The sequence below is a fragment of the Pseudomonas kitaguniensis genome (genome assembly GCF_049199985.1).
Classification (GTDB): domain Bacteria; phylum Pseudomonadota; class Gammaproteobacteria; order Pseudomonadales; family Pseudomonadaceae; genus Aquipseudomonas; species Aquipseudomonas kitaguniensis.
Map to the genome: position 1 here is coordinate 1 of NZ_JBLZPT010000009.1, position 15,412 is coordinate 15,412.

13 protein-coding genes, 1 tRNA gene and 1 pseudogene are annotated in these 15,412 nt (G+C 60.3%); 4 read left to right on the forward strand and 11 right to left on the reverse strand.

Going from position 1 to position 15,412, the window contains the following annotated elements; translation table 11 throughout:
* Nucleotides 1–439 precede the first annotated feature (439 nt).
* The 7 genes from ACOZK9_RS13355 to ACOZK9_RS13385 form a co-directional block, all read right to left on the reverse strand.
* The gene (locus ACOZK9_RS13355) at nucleotides 440–1,195 is read right to left on the reverse strand and encodes a substrate-binding periplasmic protein (protein WP_122251984.1); all 756 of its coding nucleotides are present in this window, start codon (nucleotides 1,193–1,195) and stop codon (nucleotides 440–442) included.
* Nucleotides 1,196–1,261: 66 nt separating this feature from the next.
* Nucleotides 1,262–2,032 carry an imidazole glycerol phosphate synthase subunit HisF gene (gene hisF, locus ACOZK9_RS13360; protein WP_017138643.1) on the reverse strand — a complete coding sequence of 257 codons (771 nt, stop codon included), beginning with the start codon at nucleotides 2,030–2,032 and terminating at the stop codon, nucleotides 1,262–1,264.
* A gap of 115 nt (nucleotides 2,033–2,147) precedes the next feature.
* Nucleotides 2,148–2,885, reverse strand: coding sequence for a 1-(5-phosphoribosyl)-5-[(5-phosphoribosylamino)methylideneamino]imidazole-4-carboxamide isomerase (gene hisA / locus ACOZK9_RS13365; protein WP_058413139.1), 738 nt, complete (start codon nucleotides 2,883–2,885; stop codon nucleotides 2,148–2,150).
* An 83-nt stretch (nucleotides 2,886–2,968) separates the two neighbouring features.
* The gene (locus tag ACOZK9_RS13370; protein ID WP_152751557.1) at nucleotides 2,969–3,229 is read right to left on the reverse strand and encodes a DUF2164 domain-containing protein; all 261 of its coding nucleotides are present in this window, start codon (nucleotides 3,227–3,229) and stop codon (nucleotides 2,969–2,971) included.
* Nucleotides 3,230–3,868, reverse strand: coding sequence for an imidazole glycerol phosphate synthase subunit HisH (gene hisH, locus ACOZK9_RS13375; protein WP_058413137.1), 639 nt, complete (start codon nucleotides 3,866–3,868; stop codon nucleotides 3,230–3,232).
* Nucleotides 3,868–4,461 (reverse strand): imidazoleglycerol-phosphate dehydratase HisB, encoded by a 594-nt coding sequence (gene hisB / locus ACOZK9_RS13380; protein WP_003218037.1) that lies wholly within the window; start codon nucleotides 4,459–4,461, stop codon nucleotides 3,868–3,870. The genes hisH and hisB overlap by 1 nt, the downstream gene beginning before the upstream one ends.
* A 222-nt stretch (nucleotides 4,462–4,683) precedes the next feature.
* Nucleotides 4,684–6,345 (reverse strand): OFA family MFS transporter, encoded by a 1,662-nt coding sequence (locus ACOZK9_RS13385; protein WP_058413136.1) that lies wholly within the window; start codon nucleotides 6,343–6,345, stop codon nucleotides 4,684–4,686.
* A 326-nt stretch (nucleotides 6,346–6,671) separates the two neighbouring features.
* On the opposite strand from ACOZK9_RS13385, the gene ACOZK9_RS13390 reads away from it, so the two are divergent.
* The 4 genes from ACOZK9_RS13390 to ACOZK9_RS13405 all read left to right on the forward strand — a co-directional run bounded on the left by ACOZK9_RS13390 (nucleotide 6,672) and on the right by ACOZK9_RS13405 (nucleotide 10,400).
* The gene (locus ACOZK9_RS13390) at nucleotides 6,672–8,888 is read left to right on the forward strand and encodes an AsmA family protein (protein ID WP_421555988.1); all 2,217 of its coding nucleotides are present in this window, start codon (nucleotides 6,672–6,674) and stop codon (nucleotides 8,886–8,888) included.
* The gene (mutY, locus tag ACOZK9_RS13395; RefSeq protein WP_421555989.1) at nucleotides 8,885–9,952 is read left to right on the forward strand and encodes an A/G-specific adenine glycosylase; all 1,068 of its coding nucleotides are present in this window, start codon (nucleotides 8,885–8,887) and stop codon (nucleotides 9,950–9,952) included. Before ACOZK9_RS13390 ends, mutY begins: the two co-directional genes overlap by 4 nt.
* Nucleotides 9,949–10,221, forward strand: a complete 273-nt coding sequence (locus ACOZK9_RS13400) for an oxidative damage protection protein (RefSeq protein ID WP_058413133.1) — start codon at nucleotides 9,949–9,951, stop codon at nucleotides 10,219–10,221. The genes mutY and ACOZK9_RS13400 overlap by 4 nt, the downstream gene beginning before the upstream one ends.
* A 103-nt stretch (nucleotides 10,222–10,324) precedes the next feature.
* A tRNA-Phe gene (locus tag ACOZK9_RS13405) sits at nucleotides 10,325–10,400 on the forward strand.
* A gap of 146 nt (nucleotides 10,401–10,546) precedes the next feature.
* Here ACOZK9_RS13405 and ACOZK9_RS13410 read toward each other — a convergent pair.
* The 4 genes and pseudogenes from ACOZK9_RS13410 to ACOZK9_RS13425 form a co-directional block, all read right to left on the reverse strand.
* Complete coding sequence (locus tag ACOZK9_RS13410) at nucleotides 10,547–11,419, reverse strand: methyl-accepting chemotaxis protein (protein WP_421556066.1); 873 nt, start codon at nucleotides 11,417–11,419, stop codon at nucleotides 10,547–10,549.
* Nucleotides 11,420–11,452: 33 nt separating this feature from the next.
* Nucleotides 11,453–12,475, reverse strand: a pseudogene (locus tag ACOZK9_RS13415) (methyl-accepting chemotaxis protein); the annotation flags it as partial.
* Nucleotides 12,476–12,702: 227 nt separating this feature from the next.
* Entirely contained in the window at nucleotides 12,703–14,310 is a 1,608-nt protein-coding gene (locus tag ACOZK9_RS13420) for an ArnT family glycosyltransferase (RefSeq protein WP_421555990.1), read from the reverse strand.
* A gap of 87 nt (nucleotides 14,311–14,397) precedes the next feature.
* Complete coding sequence (locus ACOZK9_RS13425; protein WP_421555991.1) at nucleotides 14,398–15,363, reverse strand: arsenic resistance protein; 966 nt, start codon at nucleotides 15,361–15,363, stop codon at nucleotides 14,398–14,400.
* Nucleotides 15,364–15,412: the final 49 nt, after the last annotated feature.

Below are 15,412 nucleotides of genomic sequence, written 5' to 3' on the forward strand. Positions count from 1 at the left end.
GGCTTGCTCGCGATGGCATCAACCCGGCACGCCTGATGGTCCGAGCCGCACGCATCGCGAGCAAGCCCGCTCCCACAACAGCGCTTTTGATCCAATCCTTCGCGGCGGCTGACAACTAAAGATAACGCGCCATGATCTCGTCGATCACGCCGTCTTTGCGCAACCTGGCGGTGCTGGAGCGCGAGTTACCCAAGCTGGATTGATATTAAGTTGATGATCAGCGTGCGCAGTAATCAGGCCATGGCAAGAACGGTATTTACCGCTAAATCAAGACAACCAAGACCAATTACCTCATCGCAAACCGAACGCGGTCAACTGTGTGCGGGCTTGCTCGCGATGGCATCAACCCGGCACGCCTGATGGTCCGAGCCGCCCGCATCGCGAGCAAGCCCGCTCCCACAACAGCGCTTTTGATCCAGCCCTTCGTGGCGGCTGACAACTAAAGATAGCGCGCCATGATCTCGTCGATCACGCCGTCTTTACGCAACTGGTCCAGCGCGGCCTGAAGCTTGGCCACTTGTTCATCCGGCACATCCTTGTTCAGCGCCAGGTAAAGCTGGGCGCTGTTAAAGCGCAGCACGGTTTTGAGCCCGGTGACGCCAACCTGACGCGCCAGGTAACGCCCGGCAGGATCGCCGGTGGCCCACAGATCAATCTGGCCATCCACCAGCTTTTGCGCGTTGTCCTGGTCGCGTAACACCACCAGCGGGTTGAGGCCTTGTTTCTCGAGGGTCTCGGCGATGGCGTCGCCCTTGTAGGCGCCGATCTTGTAGCGGCGCGCTTGTTCAAGGTCGCTCAACTGGATCGTGCTGTCGGCTTTTGCCAACAGCACCCAATCGTCCGGGCCGATGGGGCCGACCCATTTGAACAGCGCTTCACGGTCCGGCAGCCGGGCCATCACGAACACGCCGTAACCGGGCTTTTCCAGGGCGAGTTTGTAGATTCGCGCCCAAGGAAAACGCAGGGTGAGGTTGTAGGAAATGCCTGCACGCTTGAAGGTCTCGCGCACGATGTCCACGGCGATGCCTTCGATGTTCTCGTCCTTGGCGAAGTTCTTGCCGTTTTTCGCCATGTTGTAGGGCGGGAAGTTTTCCGTCAGCAACACCAGTGACGCGTCGGACGGTTCTTCGGCATGCGCCGAACCTGCGAAAAGAATGGAGGCACTGGCGAACGCGAGCAGCAGGTGTTTGAACATGAAAGTTACCGGAGTCCATGGCAAGCGCAGAGAGTGCCGCGCGCCTGCCATGGTGTCCAGCAGCGTTTAGCGAACGACGATACCGCGCGCCGCCATGTAGGCCTTGGCTTCTGGAACGGTGTATTCGCCAAAGTGGAAAATACTCGCCGCCAGCACCGCGCTAGCGTGGCCTTCGATCACACCGTCGGCCAAGTGCTGCAGGTTACCGACACCGCCGGACGCGATCACCGGAATGCCCAGCGCGTCGCTGATGGCGCGGGTTACGCCCAGGTCGAAGCCGTTTTTCATGCCGTCCTGGTCCATGCTGGTCAGCAGAATTTCACCGGCGCCCAGGGCTTCCATCTTCATCGCCCATTCCACCGCGTCCAAGCCGGTCGGCTTGCGACCGCCGTGAGTAAAAATCTCCCAGCGCGGCGTTTCGCCGGGGCCGGAGACTTTTTTCGCGTCGATGGCGACCACGATGCATTGCGAACCGAAGTGCTGCGCAGCTTCGCCGACGAACTCGGGGTTGAACACGGCCGCGGTGTTGATCGAAACCTTGTCCGCGCCCGCGTTAAGCAGGTTGCGGATGTCTTGCACAGTGCGCACGCCACCGCCCACGGTCAGCGGGATAAACACCTGGCTGGCCATACGCTCGACGGTATGCAACGTGGTATCGCGGCCGTCGACGCTGGCAGTGATGTCGAGAAAGGTAATCTCGTCGGCACCTTGCTCATCGTAGCGCCGGGCGATTTCCACCGGGTCGCCGGCGTCGCGGATGTTCTCGAACTTGACGCCCTTGACCACGCGACCGTTGTCGACGTCCAGGCAAGGGATGATGCGTTTGGCTAACGCCATGGACTTAATCTCCGATTAATAGCGGCAAGCGGCAAGCTACAAGCCGCAAGCCGCAAGCCGCAAGTAGAAGCAAATCCGCATTTACTTGCAGCTTGTAGCTTGCCGCTTGCAGCTGTTACCTGCCGTAACTGTCGCAGTAAGCCTGAGCTTCGGCGACGTCCAGGGTGCCTTCGTAAATCGCGCGGCCGGTAATGGCGCCGATGATGCCGGGCGCCTTGGCGTCCAGCAGCGATTTGATGTCGCCCAGATTGTGGATACCGCCGGAAGCGATCACCGGAATCCTGGTGGCCGCCGCCAAAGCCGCGGTGAAGGGTACGTTGCAGCCCTGCATCATGCCGTCTTTGGCGATGTCGGTATAAACGATGGCAGACACGCCGTCGGCTTCGAACTGCTTGGCCAGGTCGATCACCTGAATGGTGCTGATTTCAGCCCAGCCGTCAGTCGCGACGAAACCGTCTTTAGCGTCCAGGCCGACGATGACTTTGCCCGGGAAGGCGCGGCAGGCTTCGGCGACGAACGCCGGGTCTTTGACCGCCTTGGTGCCGATGATCACGTAGCTCACGCCCGCTTTGACGTAGTGCTCGATGGTTTCCAGCGAGCGAATGCCGCCGCCGATCTGGATCGGCAGGTTCGGGTAGCGCTTGGCGATCGCGGTGACCACTTCGCCATTGACTGGCTGGCCTTCGAAGGCGCCGTTCAAGTCCACCAGATGCAGACGACGGCAGCCCCCTTCCACCCATTTGGCAGCCATGCTCACCGGGTCATCGGAGAACACGGTGGAGTCTTCCATGCGGCCTTGGCGCAGACGTACGCAGGCGCCGTCCTTGAGATCGATAGCGGGGATGATTAGCATGCTTTTCCTTCGTCAAAGAGCTGCAAGCTGCGAGCTATAAGCTGCAAGCAAGCACGCGTATTAAGTCTTGCAGCTTGAGGCTTTCAGCTGCTTTTTTCTAAAGCCCACAGGTCGCTTTCGAGGCTTTCGAACCTTTCTTTAAGGAGCGTCTGCGTGTCGAAAATCGCCCTGTTGTAATAGTGCGGCGCAACTTCGGTGGTGAACAGCTCAAGCAGCTCGGCGACCTCGAACGAGCCCAGCGTGAGCTCGAAGCGGTCCTGCATGAAGCGCTTGATCTTGAGCGTAGCCTCACGTTCCTGTTCGGGCGTGAGGCTCAAGATCGGCGGCTTCGGCTGCTTCGCCATTTACCAGCGGCCATCCCACGCGGCGAAGTTCTGCAGCAATTGCAGGCCATGGGTATGGCTCTTCTCCGGGTGAAACTGCACGGCAAAGCGCGAACCATCGGCCAGTGCAGCGGCGAAATCGACGCCGTAATGCCCGCCACCCACTACGTGGCGCGGGTTGCCGGCGGCGATGTAATAGCTGTGCACAAAGTAGAAGCGCGCCAGGTCCGGCACGTTGTGCCACAACGGGTGATCCACGCTCTGGCGCACCTCGTTCCAGCCCATGTGCGGGACTTTGAGGTGTTCACCGTCTTCATGCAGGCCCTTGCCGAAGAACTTCACCTGGCCAGGGAACACGCCGATGCAATCAACGCCGCCGTTCTCTTCACTGCTGTCGAGCAAGGCTTGCATGCCCACGCAGATGCCGAGAAACGGGCGGTCCTGGCTGACTTCACGCACAAGGCTGTCAAAGCCCAGACGGCGGATCTCGGCCATGCAATCGCGGATCGCGCCGACGCCCGGAAACACCACCCGGTCGGCTTCGCGAATCACCTTGGCATCGCTGGTGATCAGCACCTTGCCTGCACCTACGTGCTCAAGGGCCTTGGCCACCGAGTGCAGGTTACCCATGCCGTAATCGATAACCGCGACCGTCTGCATTACAGAACGCCCTTGGTCGACGGCATTTGCCCGGCCATGCGGTCATCCAGCTCCACGGCCATACGCAGCGCGCGGCCGAAGGCCTTGAACACGGTTTCGATCTGGTGATGAGTGTTGGTGCCGCGCAGGTTGTCGATGTGCAGGCTGACGAGTGCGTGGTTAACGAAGCCCTGGAAAAATTCCTGGAACAGGTCGACGTCGAAGCCGCCCACGGTGGCGCGGGTGTAGGGCACGTGCATCTGCAGGCCTGGGCGGCCAGAGAAGTCGATAACTACGCGCGACAGCGCTTCGTCCAGCGGGACATAGGCGTGGCCGTAGCGACGGATGCCTTTTTTGTCGCCGATGGCTTTGGCAAATGCCTGGCCGAGGGTAATGCCTACGTCTTCCACCGTGTGGTGGTCGTCGATATGCAGGTCGCCCTTGCTGACGATATCCAGGTCGATCAGCCCGTGACGGGCGATCTGGTCCAGCATGTGCTCAAGAAAAGGAACACCGATATCAAATCGGGCCTTTCCGGTGCCATCCAGGTTAATCGAGGCTTTGATCTGGGTTTCCAGAGTGTCGCGCTCGACGGACGCCTTACGTTCGGCCATCACCAGCTCCGCAAAATCATTGGGCGAAAAAGGCAGCCATTATAGGGGCGCGGGCGCTAAACAGAAACATCGAAGGGGATAAGACTGATGGAGTGTCGGCGATAGACATGTGCATACAACTGTGGGAGCGGGCTTGCTCGCGATGCAGGCACCTCGGTCAGTCATTTAGGCCGAGGTGATGCAATCGCGGGCAAGCCCGCTCCCACACTGGGTTTTGCAGTATTAGTGGAACAGCACTGCGGTTTTCTGCAGGGTCACCCACACACCCCACGCCAACGGAATACCCACCACCAGCCAGGCCGCAATCGCCAGCGGCTTGCTGCCGGGCGCTGCTTTCCACTCCAGCACAGTGCTGGCGTCGGCGCCTTTGTCATGGCCCAGCGCCTGTTCGGCAGCCAGCTCGGCATCGGTCATGAAGTACTTGTCGGCCACCGGGCGAACCAGCAGGTTGCAGATGAAACCCAGCACCAGCAGGCCCGCGAGGATGTACAAGGTGATGTCGTAGGCCGCAGCGCGGTCAACGCCGATGCTCAACTGATACTCACGCAGGTAGTTCACCAGCACCGGGCCCAACACGCCCGCCGCCGCCCATGCGGTCAGCAGACGACCATGGATCGCGCCGACCATCTGGGTGCCGAACAGGTCGGCCAGGTAAGCCGGAACCGTCGCAAAACCACCGCCGTACATCGACAGAATCACGCAGAACGCCGCCACAAACAGCGCCACGTTACCCAAGTGCCCCAGGTTCGGGATCAGCGCATACAGGGCAAAGCCCAATGCGAAGAACACGAAGTAGGTGTTTTTACGGCCCAGGTAGTCGGAAAACGACGCCCAGAAGAACCGCCCACCGATATTGAACAGGCTCAACAAACCAGTGAAGCCTGCCGCGATGGCCGCGATGGAGGCCAATTGCCCGGCATCCAGTTGGCCAAACGGCACATCAACACCCAGCAGCTTGCCGCCAAACACTTCCTGCAGCAGCGGCGAAGCCATGCCGAGGATGCCGATACCCGCAGACACGTTCAGGCACAGCACCAGCCATACCAGGCGGAATTGCGGGGTTTTCCACGCCACGTTCACGTGCACGTGACGATGAGTGATCATCGCGTTACTGGCTTTTTTCGCCGGTGCGGTCCAGCCCTCAGGCTTCCAACCGGTCGGCGGCACGCGGTAGGACAGTGCACCACCGATCATGAACACGAAGTAGATCGCGGCCATCACGGCAAAACTCTGCCACACGCCCACGCTGGTTGGCGAAGCAAAATGCCCCATCAGCGCTGCCGCCAAAGGTGCACCGACCATTGCGCCGCCACCAAAGCCCATGATCGCCATGCCGGTAGCCATGCCGCGCTTGTCCGGGAACCACTTGATCAGGGTCGACACCGGCGAAATGTAGCCAAGGCCAAGGCCGATACCGCCAATAACCCCGGAGCCGATCCACATCAGCCAGATCTGGTGGGTATAAATACCCAGCGCCGAGATCAACAGGCCGCCGCACCAGCACAGGGCCGATACAACACCCGCCTTACGCGGCCCGGCATGTTCCAGCCAACCACCCCAGATCGCTGCCGAGCAGCCCAGGAAGATGAAGAACAAGGTGTAGATCCAGCCCAGCATGGAGATGGGCCAGTCGCACTGGGAAGAAAAGACTTGCGAGATAAAACTCATGTCCGGCGCACAGGCAACCGGTTTGGTAATGCCCAATGCTTTGGACAGTGGTAACCAAAACACCGAGAAGCCGTAGGCCATACCGATGCAAAGGTGAATGGCCAGGGCGGCCGGTGGAACCAGCCAACGGTTGAACCCTGGCTTGGCGATAATGCGCTCCTTGGACAGGAACGCAGGCTGCGCGGCGGTAACGCTGGCCGCAGTGCTGGTGCTCATTGGTGTTTCCCCCAGTTATTAGTATGTGTCCGTCAGGCACTCTCTCCCTCGGCCTTGCACGCAAAGCGTTGGCCGTTAGTGTTGAGTAAAGCTCCATTCAAGCGCGACGATGTGTCGCATACGACAGACGAACATGCGCAGATTAGCACCAGTGGATGACAGAAAAACCAAACTGACATCACCTTTTTCAAGAAACCTGATTTGCTTGACGTCAAGATCCCGTTTTGCTGGTGCTGGATACAATGTAACGATGCATGAACTGACGCACGCCGTCGGGCGTTATACTCTGCGGCTAAATTTTGAAATCGACATACAAGGACTCGCCCATGAAAGCGTTCGGCAAAATCCTGGGTCTGGTACTTCTCGGGCTGTTGCTGATCATTGTGGCCTTGGGCTTTGCCCTGACCCACCTCTTCGATCCCAACGATTACAAAGACGAGATTCGCCAGATAGCCCGAGACAAGGCCCACATCGAGCTGACGCTCAATGGCGACATCGGCTGGAGCCTGTTCCCCTGGCTTGGCCTTGAGTTGCACGAAGCCACGGTCGCCACCATGACCAACCCGAGCCAGCCGTTTGCCGATTTGCAAATGCTCGGCCTGTCGGTGCGCGTGCTGCCGCTGCTGCGCCGCGAAGTGCAGATGAGCGACGTACGCGTCGAAGGCCTCAACCTGCGCCTCAACCGAGACATGCAAGGCCATGGCAACTGGGAAGATATTGGCAAGAACGTCACCGAAACGCCTGCCGGCACCCCCGCCGCCACTGCCGTGGAGCAGCCTGCCGAACCCGAACCGGAAAAACCGCCGAAGCCGATCCGCCTGGACATCGACAGCCTGACCATCAACAACGCCCGCGTTGAATACAACGATGAGCAGACCGGCAAGCAGTACAGCGCCGAAAGCATCCAGTTGAGCGCCGGTGCCGTACACGAAGGCGCGAGCATTCCGCTGAAACTCACCGCGTTCCTTGGCAGCAACCAGCCGCTGATGCGCGTCAAAACCGAGCTCAACGGCAACTTGCGCATTCAGCGTGCCCTCAAGCGCTATCAGTTCGAAGACATCAAGCTCAGCGGCGAAGCCACCGGCGAGCCGTTGCAAGGCAAGACCGTAACCTTCGCGACGCAAGGGCAATTGTTGGTGGATTTGGCGGCTAACATCGCCGAATTGACGAATATCAAGCTGTCGGCCAACCAACTGCGCGCCTTGGGCGAGCTGAAGGTCAACGACCTGAACAAAACCGCGCAACTGAGCGGCGCCGTGTCGATTGCCCAGTTTGACCTGGCCAAGTTTCTCGACAGCGTCGGCCACCCGCTGCCGCCTATGGCCGCGGGCAGCTTGAGCAAAGTCGAGCTGGTCAGCCGCCTCAAGGGCACACCGACCAGCGTGGCGCTGGAAGACCTGAACCTGAAACTCGATGGCAGCGCCTTCACCGGTCGCGTCGCCATCGACGATTTCGCCAAGCAATCGCTGCGCGTTCAGCTCAAGGGCGACACATTCAACGCCGACAACTACTTGCCGGCCAAATCCGAATCCGCCAAAGGTGTAGCGGCGGCACGTCAGGCCGAAGTGCAAAACAGCGAAGCGGGCGCCATGGCCGCCGGTGGCACCACGCCGTTGCCCGAAGCGCCGACCAAGGCCGCCTGGAGCACCGACAAGTTGCTGCCGCTGACGCGCCTGCGCACGCTGGACGTGGATGCCGACCTGGCCTTCGGCCAACTGACCCTGAGCAAGCTGCCGATTCAGAATGCCGTGCTCAAAGCGTCCGGCATCGATGGCCAACTCAAGCTCGACAGCCTCAGCGGCGGCCTCTACAACGGCACCTTCCAGGCTAACGGCACACTCGATGTGCGCCAGGACATTCCGCTGCTGGCGCTGCAAACCCGCATCAAGCAAGTGCCGGTTGAACGTATCCTGCAAGCCCAAGGGCAAACCCCGCCGGTGAGAGGCCAGGTCACCCTGGACAGCAACCTCAACGGCCGTGGTAACAGCCAAAAGGCGCTGATCGACAGCCTCAACGGCACCGCCAGTTTTGTGATCAATAACGGCGCGTTGCTCAACGCCAACATTGAGCAACAACTGTGCACCGGCATCGCCCTGCTCAACCGCAAAACCCTGAGCAACACGCCACAAGGCAAAGACACGCCGTTCCAGGAACTGCGCGGCAACCTGACCTTCGTGAACGGCGTGGCGAGCAACCCTGACCTGAAAGTGCGTACTCCGGGGCTGAGCGTCAACGGCAACGGTGATGTGGACCTGCGCGTGCTGGGCATGGATTACCGCGTTGGCATCGTAGTCGAAGGTGACCAGCGCGACGTGCCGGACCCGGCCTGCCAGGTCGGCAGCAACTTCCAGGGCATCGAAGTGCCGCTGCGCTGCCGTGGCCCGCTGGAACTGGGCGCCAAGGCATGCCGCCTGGACAAGGACGGCTTGAGCCAGGTCGCAATCAAAGCGGCCGGTAACAAGCTCGGCGAAAAACTTGAAGAGAAACTCGACAAGGTTAATCCACAATTGAAAGACGCTCTGAAGGGCCTGTTCAAGCGATGAGAAACGAGCAGTTTTCACAGGCGGTGCTGGACTGGTACGACCGCCACGGCCGCCATGACCTGCCCTGGCAACAGGGCATCACGCCTTACCGGGTGTGGGTGTCGGAGATCATGCTGCAACAGACCCAGGTCAGCACCGTGCTCAATTACTTCGACCGTTTCATGGCCTCCCTGCCAACGGTCGAAGCGCTGGCCGCCGCGCCGGAAGATGAAGTGCTGCACTTGTGGACCGGCCTGGGTTACTACACCCGCGCGCGCAACCTGCAAAAGACCGCGAAAATCGTCGTCGCCGAGTACGGCGGCGAGTTTCCCAAGGACGTCGAAAAACTGACCGAACTGCCCGGCATCGGCCTGTCCACCGCCGGTGCAATCGCCAGCCTGAGCATGGGCCTGCGCGCGCCGATCCTGGACGGCAACGTCAAACGCGTACTGGCGCGCTTTACTGCGCAAGAAGGCTACCCAGGCGAACCCAAGGTCGCCAAGCAGCTGTGGGCCACTGCAGAGCGCTTCACGCCCCACGACCGCGTCAACGCCTATACCCAAGCGATGATGGACATGGGCGCCACGCTCTGCACCCGCAGCAAACCCAGTTGCCTGCTGTGCCCGCTGGAAAAAGGCTGCGAAGCCCACATGCTCGGCCTGGAGACGCGTTACCCGATCCCCAAACCGCGCAAGACCATCCCGCAAAAACGTACGTTAATGCCGCTGCTGGCGAATGCCGAGTGCGCGATTCTGCTGTACCGCCGCCCTTCCACGGGCTTGTGGGGCGGTTTGTGGAGCCTGCCGGAACTCGACGACCTCGACGACCTGAAACACTTGGCCAACCAGCACGCACTGGAACTGGGCAAGCCACACGCCCTGCCGGGGCTGATCCACACCTTCAGTCACTTCCAACTGGCCATCGAGCCCTGGCTGGTGCACGTCGAGGAATCCGCCCATCACGTGGCCGAGGCCGACTGGCTCTGGTATAACCTCGCCACCCCGCCGCGCCTGGGCCTTGCCGCCCCCGTTAAAAAACTGCTGAAACGCGCAGCCGAAGTATTGAACGCAGGAGTTCCGTCATGACCCGCACCATCATCTGCCGCAAGTACCACGAAGAATTGCCCGCCCTGGAACGCGCACCGTTCCCCGGCGCCAAGGGCCAGGACATTTTCGATAACGTCTCCGCCCAAGCCTGGGCCGACTGGCAAAAACACCAGACCCTGCTGATCAACGAAAAGCGCCTGAACATGATGAACGCCGAAGACCGCAAATACCTGCAAGGCGAGATGGACAAGTTCTTTTCCGGCGAGGATTACGCCAAGGCCGACGGCTACGTGCCGCCTGCTGAATAATTGATCAAATTCCGGGGTTGGCCCGTAAGCGACGGTAATAATTAAATATTTTTTGAAAACTTGCTTGACGACCCCCTGAAAAACCAGTTTAATGCGCCCCGTTGCCCAGATAGCTCAGTCGGTAGAGCAGGGGATTGAAAATCCCCGTGTCGGCGGTTCGATTCCGTCTCTGGGCACCACTCATTAGTTTCAGGTGGTGCAAACGTCATCTGAAACACACAAAAAACCCGCCTGGTGCGGGTTTTTTGCTTTCTGCAGTTCCCAGCCGTTGCCTTCGTGGCCGATCGCCTCGTGACCGCGTCACGAGGCGCCTGGCTGTGGCTAGTTAAATCTTGAAACGCGCAACCATGCTCTGCAAATCACTGCCCAAGCGTGCCAGCTCGACAGTCGATGCGGCGCTCTGCTCGGTTGCGGAGGCGGACTGTTCAGCAATGTCACGCACGCTGAGCACGCTGCGATTGACTTCATCGGTCACGGCGCTCTGTTGCTCTGCAGCGGCGGAAATCTGGTGGCTCATCTGTTCAATCGTGCCGATGGACTGATTGATTTCAACCAATGCCTGCTCAGCCTGACGAGCCAACACCACGGTGCCCTCGGTGCGTTGCAGGCTGGCATCCATCAGCACTGATGCTGCGCCTGTACCCTGTTGCAGGGTCTGAATCAGCGCTTCGATTTCAGTCGTGGAGTTCTGGGTACGCTGGGCCAGCGAGCGCACTTCATCGGCCACTACGGCAAAACCGCGACCTTGCTCACCGGCGCGTGCTGCCTCGATGGCGGCGTTAAGCGCCAGCAGATTGGTCTGCTCAGCGACGGCCTTGATCACGTCAATCACGCTGCCTATTTTGCTGCTGTCTTCGGTCAGGCGCTGCATGGCGGCGCCCAACTGCTTCACTTCACCGGCCAACTGGCCAATTTCCCGCGTGGCGTGCTGCACCACACTGCTGCCATGCGCCGCACGTTCGCTGGCCTGGTTGGCAGCCTGCGAAGCGTCTTCGGTGTTACGCGCGACTTCCTGTACGGTCGAGGCCATTTGGTTCATGGCGGTGGCGACCTGGTCGACTTCGCTTTTTTGCAGGGTGACGCCCGCACTGGTCTGCTCGCTGACAGCCGACAACTGCTCGGCCGCTGTAGCGATCTGCGTGACACCGTTGCTGATGCCGCCAATCAAGCCGCGCAGGGAAACGGTCATGTGCTGCATGGTGTTCTGCAGCAATCCCAGTTCGTCCTGACGGGTCGTGAGGGTGTCCTGGGTCAGGTCACCGTCAGCAATTCGGCGCGCGGCAATGACCGTATCGTTCAATGGAAGGGTTATCTGGCGGGTGATAACGAACGCAGCAAAAATACCCATCAGCAAGACCACCAACGCGACACTCAACAACTGAACGACAGCGGTGTTCTGTTCTTTTTTGGCACTGACCATCTGCTGCGCCGCCAAATCATCGGCTATGACAGCGGTTGCAACGGATTGCTGTTGCAGTTTGCCGCGCACCTGATCGGCCTGCTGCAGCATTTCCGAGATCGACGCCATCAGCACCTTGTACTGTTTGAGCGCGTTCAGCGCGGTGTCTACCGCGGCGTTCGCCTGGCTTGGCAATTCGCTGCGAGCCGCCGCCACCTGTGCGATCAGCGCGTCGGCCGAGTTATAGGTCGCTTGACGGTTATCGGTTGACGGCACACTCAGATAGCGGCGAAACACCAACCGGAAGTTGGTCATGCCGTTACGCAAGTCGCCAGCGATCTTGACTTGCTTGATGCCGGCTTCATCCGGGGCACGCACGGTGTCGTCAATGGTCTTTTGCAGCAGGTTTTCGAACGTGGCACTGACCTCGTCCGAAACCTTGATCAAGGGCTTCAAGGCCTCATCGATTTTCTGATTGATGCTGACCAATTGATCGAACGTCTGCTTAAGGCCACCAACCTGCTCTTTGATGTCACGCAGCTTGGCCAGGTTGCTCGACACGGAGAACACCCCAATGCCTTCATCGACACTGCGGCCCAGCGTATCCAGCGCACCGCTGTAGGCTTGCACGCCAGCAGCACTCGGCCCGGTGGCGTAAGCCTGGGCGACGATGCGGGCATTCAGCACATGCGCCTTGATCTCGGAGACCTTGCCACTCTTGCCAAGGCGCTCGATCAGCAGGTTGGTGCTGGAGTAACCGATGGCGGTGACGGTCAGCACACCCAGCAAAATAGCGGCGAAGCCCAGCCCGAGCTTCTTGCTGACGTTCAAATTATCCAACCACTTTGCGCTCATTACGTGTGTGCCTTTGATTTTTCGGGATGCCCGTGAATCGGCGCTTAATCGATTAACTTGATAGTTAGTGCGATAAAAATAAGCGCGCAAGTTAATGGTAAAAACCAACGAAACCCCGTATTAACGGGGCTTCAGCCCTCATTAGTGGTTATTTGGCTTTGCTCCGCGCCCCTTTTTCCCGATGACCGGCGCCCCGAGGCATGATGTCGAGACACTGAGCCAACTGCTTACTTGAGTAGAAACACCATCAGCGGATTGTCGTTCAGCCGCCCTTCAAAGCGTGGCGCCTGCTGCTCCATCGGCGTGCCCTTCAGCAGCGCAGTCTCCTTGCGCGACACAATCACCCAGGACGGCCGTGGCAACGTGTCCAATTTCTCCAGCTCACTGCCCGTAACAAACAGCGGCTGTTCATCGTGGTCCAGGTTCATCATGTAGCGCACCGCCCAGGTGTCACGGCCGAGGTTGACGAACACCAGCGGCCCTGGCTGCGAGTCACGCAGCGCCTCCACTTGGCTGACGAACTTGCGCGTGTCGAATTGCAGGTCTTTGGCCGGCTCGATCACCGTCACCAGCAACAGCCATTGCGCCGCCAGTGCGATCAGGCTGAGCCATACCAGGCGCAGCGTATTGCGCCAGGCGATCAACGCCGCGACTTGCAACACCAGAAGCGCGCCGATCAGCAGCGGCAATGAAACCTCGGGCCAGTAGCCGTGTTTCTGCCAGGTGTGTCGGCAGATAAACAGCACCACCACGCACAATGCCGGTAGCGCTGCCACAAGCCATTCGTAACATCTGCGCACGCCGACAAGCCAGCTTTGCGCCTGGAGCAGCCCATAGGCGGCGACAGCAGCAAACATCGGCACCATGGGCAGAATGTAATAAGCGCGTTTGAAGTGCGGCACCGACAGGCCGAGCAAAATCATCAGCCCGCAGGCGCCGAGCCGAGCCAGCAGTTGCACGTCGTCATCGACCCAACGCTGCGACCAGCGATGGCGCAGCGCAACCATCGTCGCCAGCGCCAACGGCACCACGGGGAAGTAACGGTACAAACTCAGCTGGAAGTAGAAGTAAAACGGCTCGCCGGACTCATCGAGGCGCCCGCCGACCTGCATCTTGAACACTTCATCGGCAAACGCATCGCCGCCGCTGATTCGCGCCAACTTCATCAAGACCCACCAGCACGCCGCGAGCAACACCAATCCCGCGAAACCATGGATCAACACCTGCTTGACCCGCTCACCTGGCCGACCCAGCGCCCAATACACGCACACCACGCCGCACACCTCAATCAGCCCCAATGGCCCACGAATCGCGAAGGCCAGCACCCACAGCGGGAACACGGCAAGCTGCCTGACCCGTGAACCGAGACGCTCACCGCTGTGCAGCAGGTAGAAGCTGCCTATGCACAGCAACGCGACCATCTGGTCGAGGCACACCGAGCGCGACTTTTCGAGCAATTGAGTGGTGAGCAACGTGAGCAATACCGTCAGCAACGCCCAAGGGCGACTCGACGGCGCCAGCAGGCGGTAGATCAGCGCGACCACGCCCGCCGAAGCGAGTGCGGTCGGCAGTACGTTCGCCAGGTGGTTGGGCGCGTCAAACAGCCTGGCGAACACAAAACTTGCAAACGTCGCAGTGCCGGGATAGTCCGGGTACGGCTGGCCGTAAGTGGTAGGAAAAAGACTCGCGCCATGGCGAAACATTTCCTGCATGAACAGCGCCCAGCGCCCGTCAAACCCTTGGGGTTGCTCATCCCAGATACCCAAGGTGAACAGCAGTAAAGCGATCAGGAAAATGCCCAGCGACTCCAGGCGAAAACGGCTGCGGTGATCCATCGAATGTCCTTCAGGTAGGCGGGGCCGGCTCCATGGTGCCGACTGCATGCCTGAATAACGCCTGAACAAATCCGAATATTTATGCGCCTACCGGCCAGTGCGCCACACCAGCGCCGGGATCAGCCGGATATAGAGCAGTTCGCCAACCAGCTCCAGCAGGGTTTGCAGAACCACCGCAATCGCGGCCAGCCCGCGCACGTCTTCGGGCAAGGCCAGCGCCAGCGGCAGCACCACCAGCGAGTTACGCGTCGACGCGCTGAACGTGACCGCCCGCGCCGCGCCTGCGGGCAACGCGAACAGCCGTGCAGCCAACGCGCCAACCAGCGGCGCCAGCAACAGGAAGCCTGCGTACACCGGGATGACCGGTAACAACAGCGCGACGTCGCGCAGCACTGCGGTGATCTGCGAGCCGATCACCACAAACAGCACCCACGCCATCGCCGGCACCGGCAACCAGGCCCAGGCGTTGCTCCAAAGGTTGACCACGCTTGAGCGCCGCGCCAGGGCCGTCGTCAGTACCGCCAGCAGCATCGGCAGCATAATCAGCAGCAGGAACGCCTCGACAAACGGCCCCACCGCCACCACCACGGCGGATTGCGCGCCCAGCATAAAACTCAGGTACACCGGCAACAGCGCCAGTTGCAGCAACAGCAGCACCGGCGTGGCCGCCAGCATCAGCCGCGAATCGCCCTTGCCGATATGGGTAAACACCACCACGTAATCGATACACGGCGTCAGCAACACCAATAACGCGCCGACCAGCAAGGCCGGGCGCTCCACCAGGCCACGAGTCAGCGCCCACACCAGCAAGGGCACCAGGATGAAATTGGCCAGCAGCAATGCGCAGATAAAGCGTTTGTTGCCGAGGCCTTGGCGCAGGTCCAGAAACGGAATCTGCAGGAGCATCGCGTACATCAACAGCGCAATCGCAGGCGTCACCAGTACGCCGAGGCCTTGGGCTGATAAGGGTGCGAACACACCGAACGCGGCCGCCAGCAGGACGGCGACGAAGTAGATTGCGATCTGGTTGTGTTCGAGGGTGTCGCGGGTCATGGGCCGAGCCTGACTGATCAAAGGAGCGTAAGCCTATGCACCCAGCGCG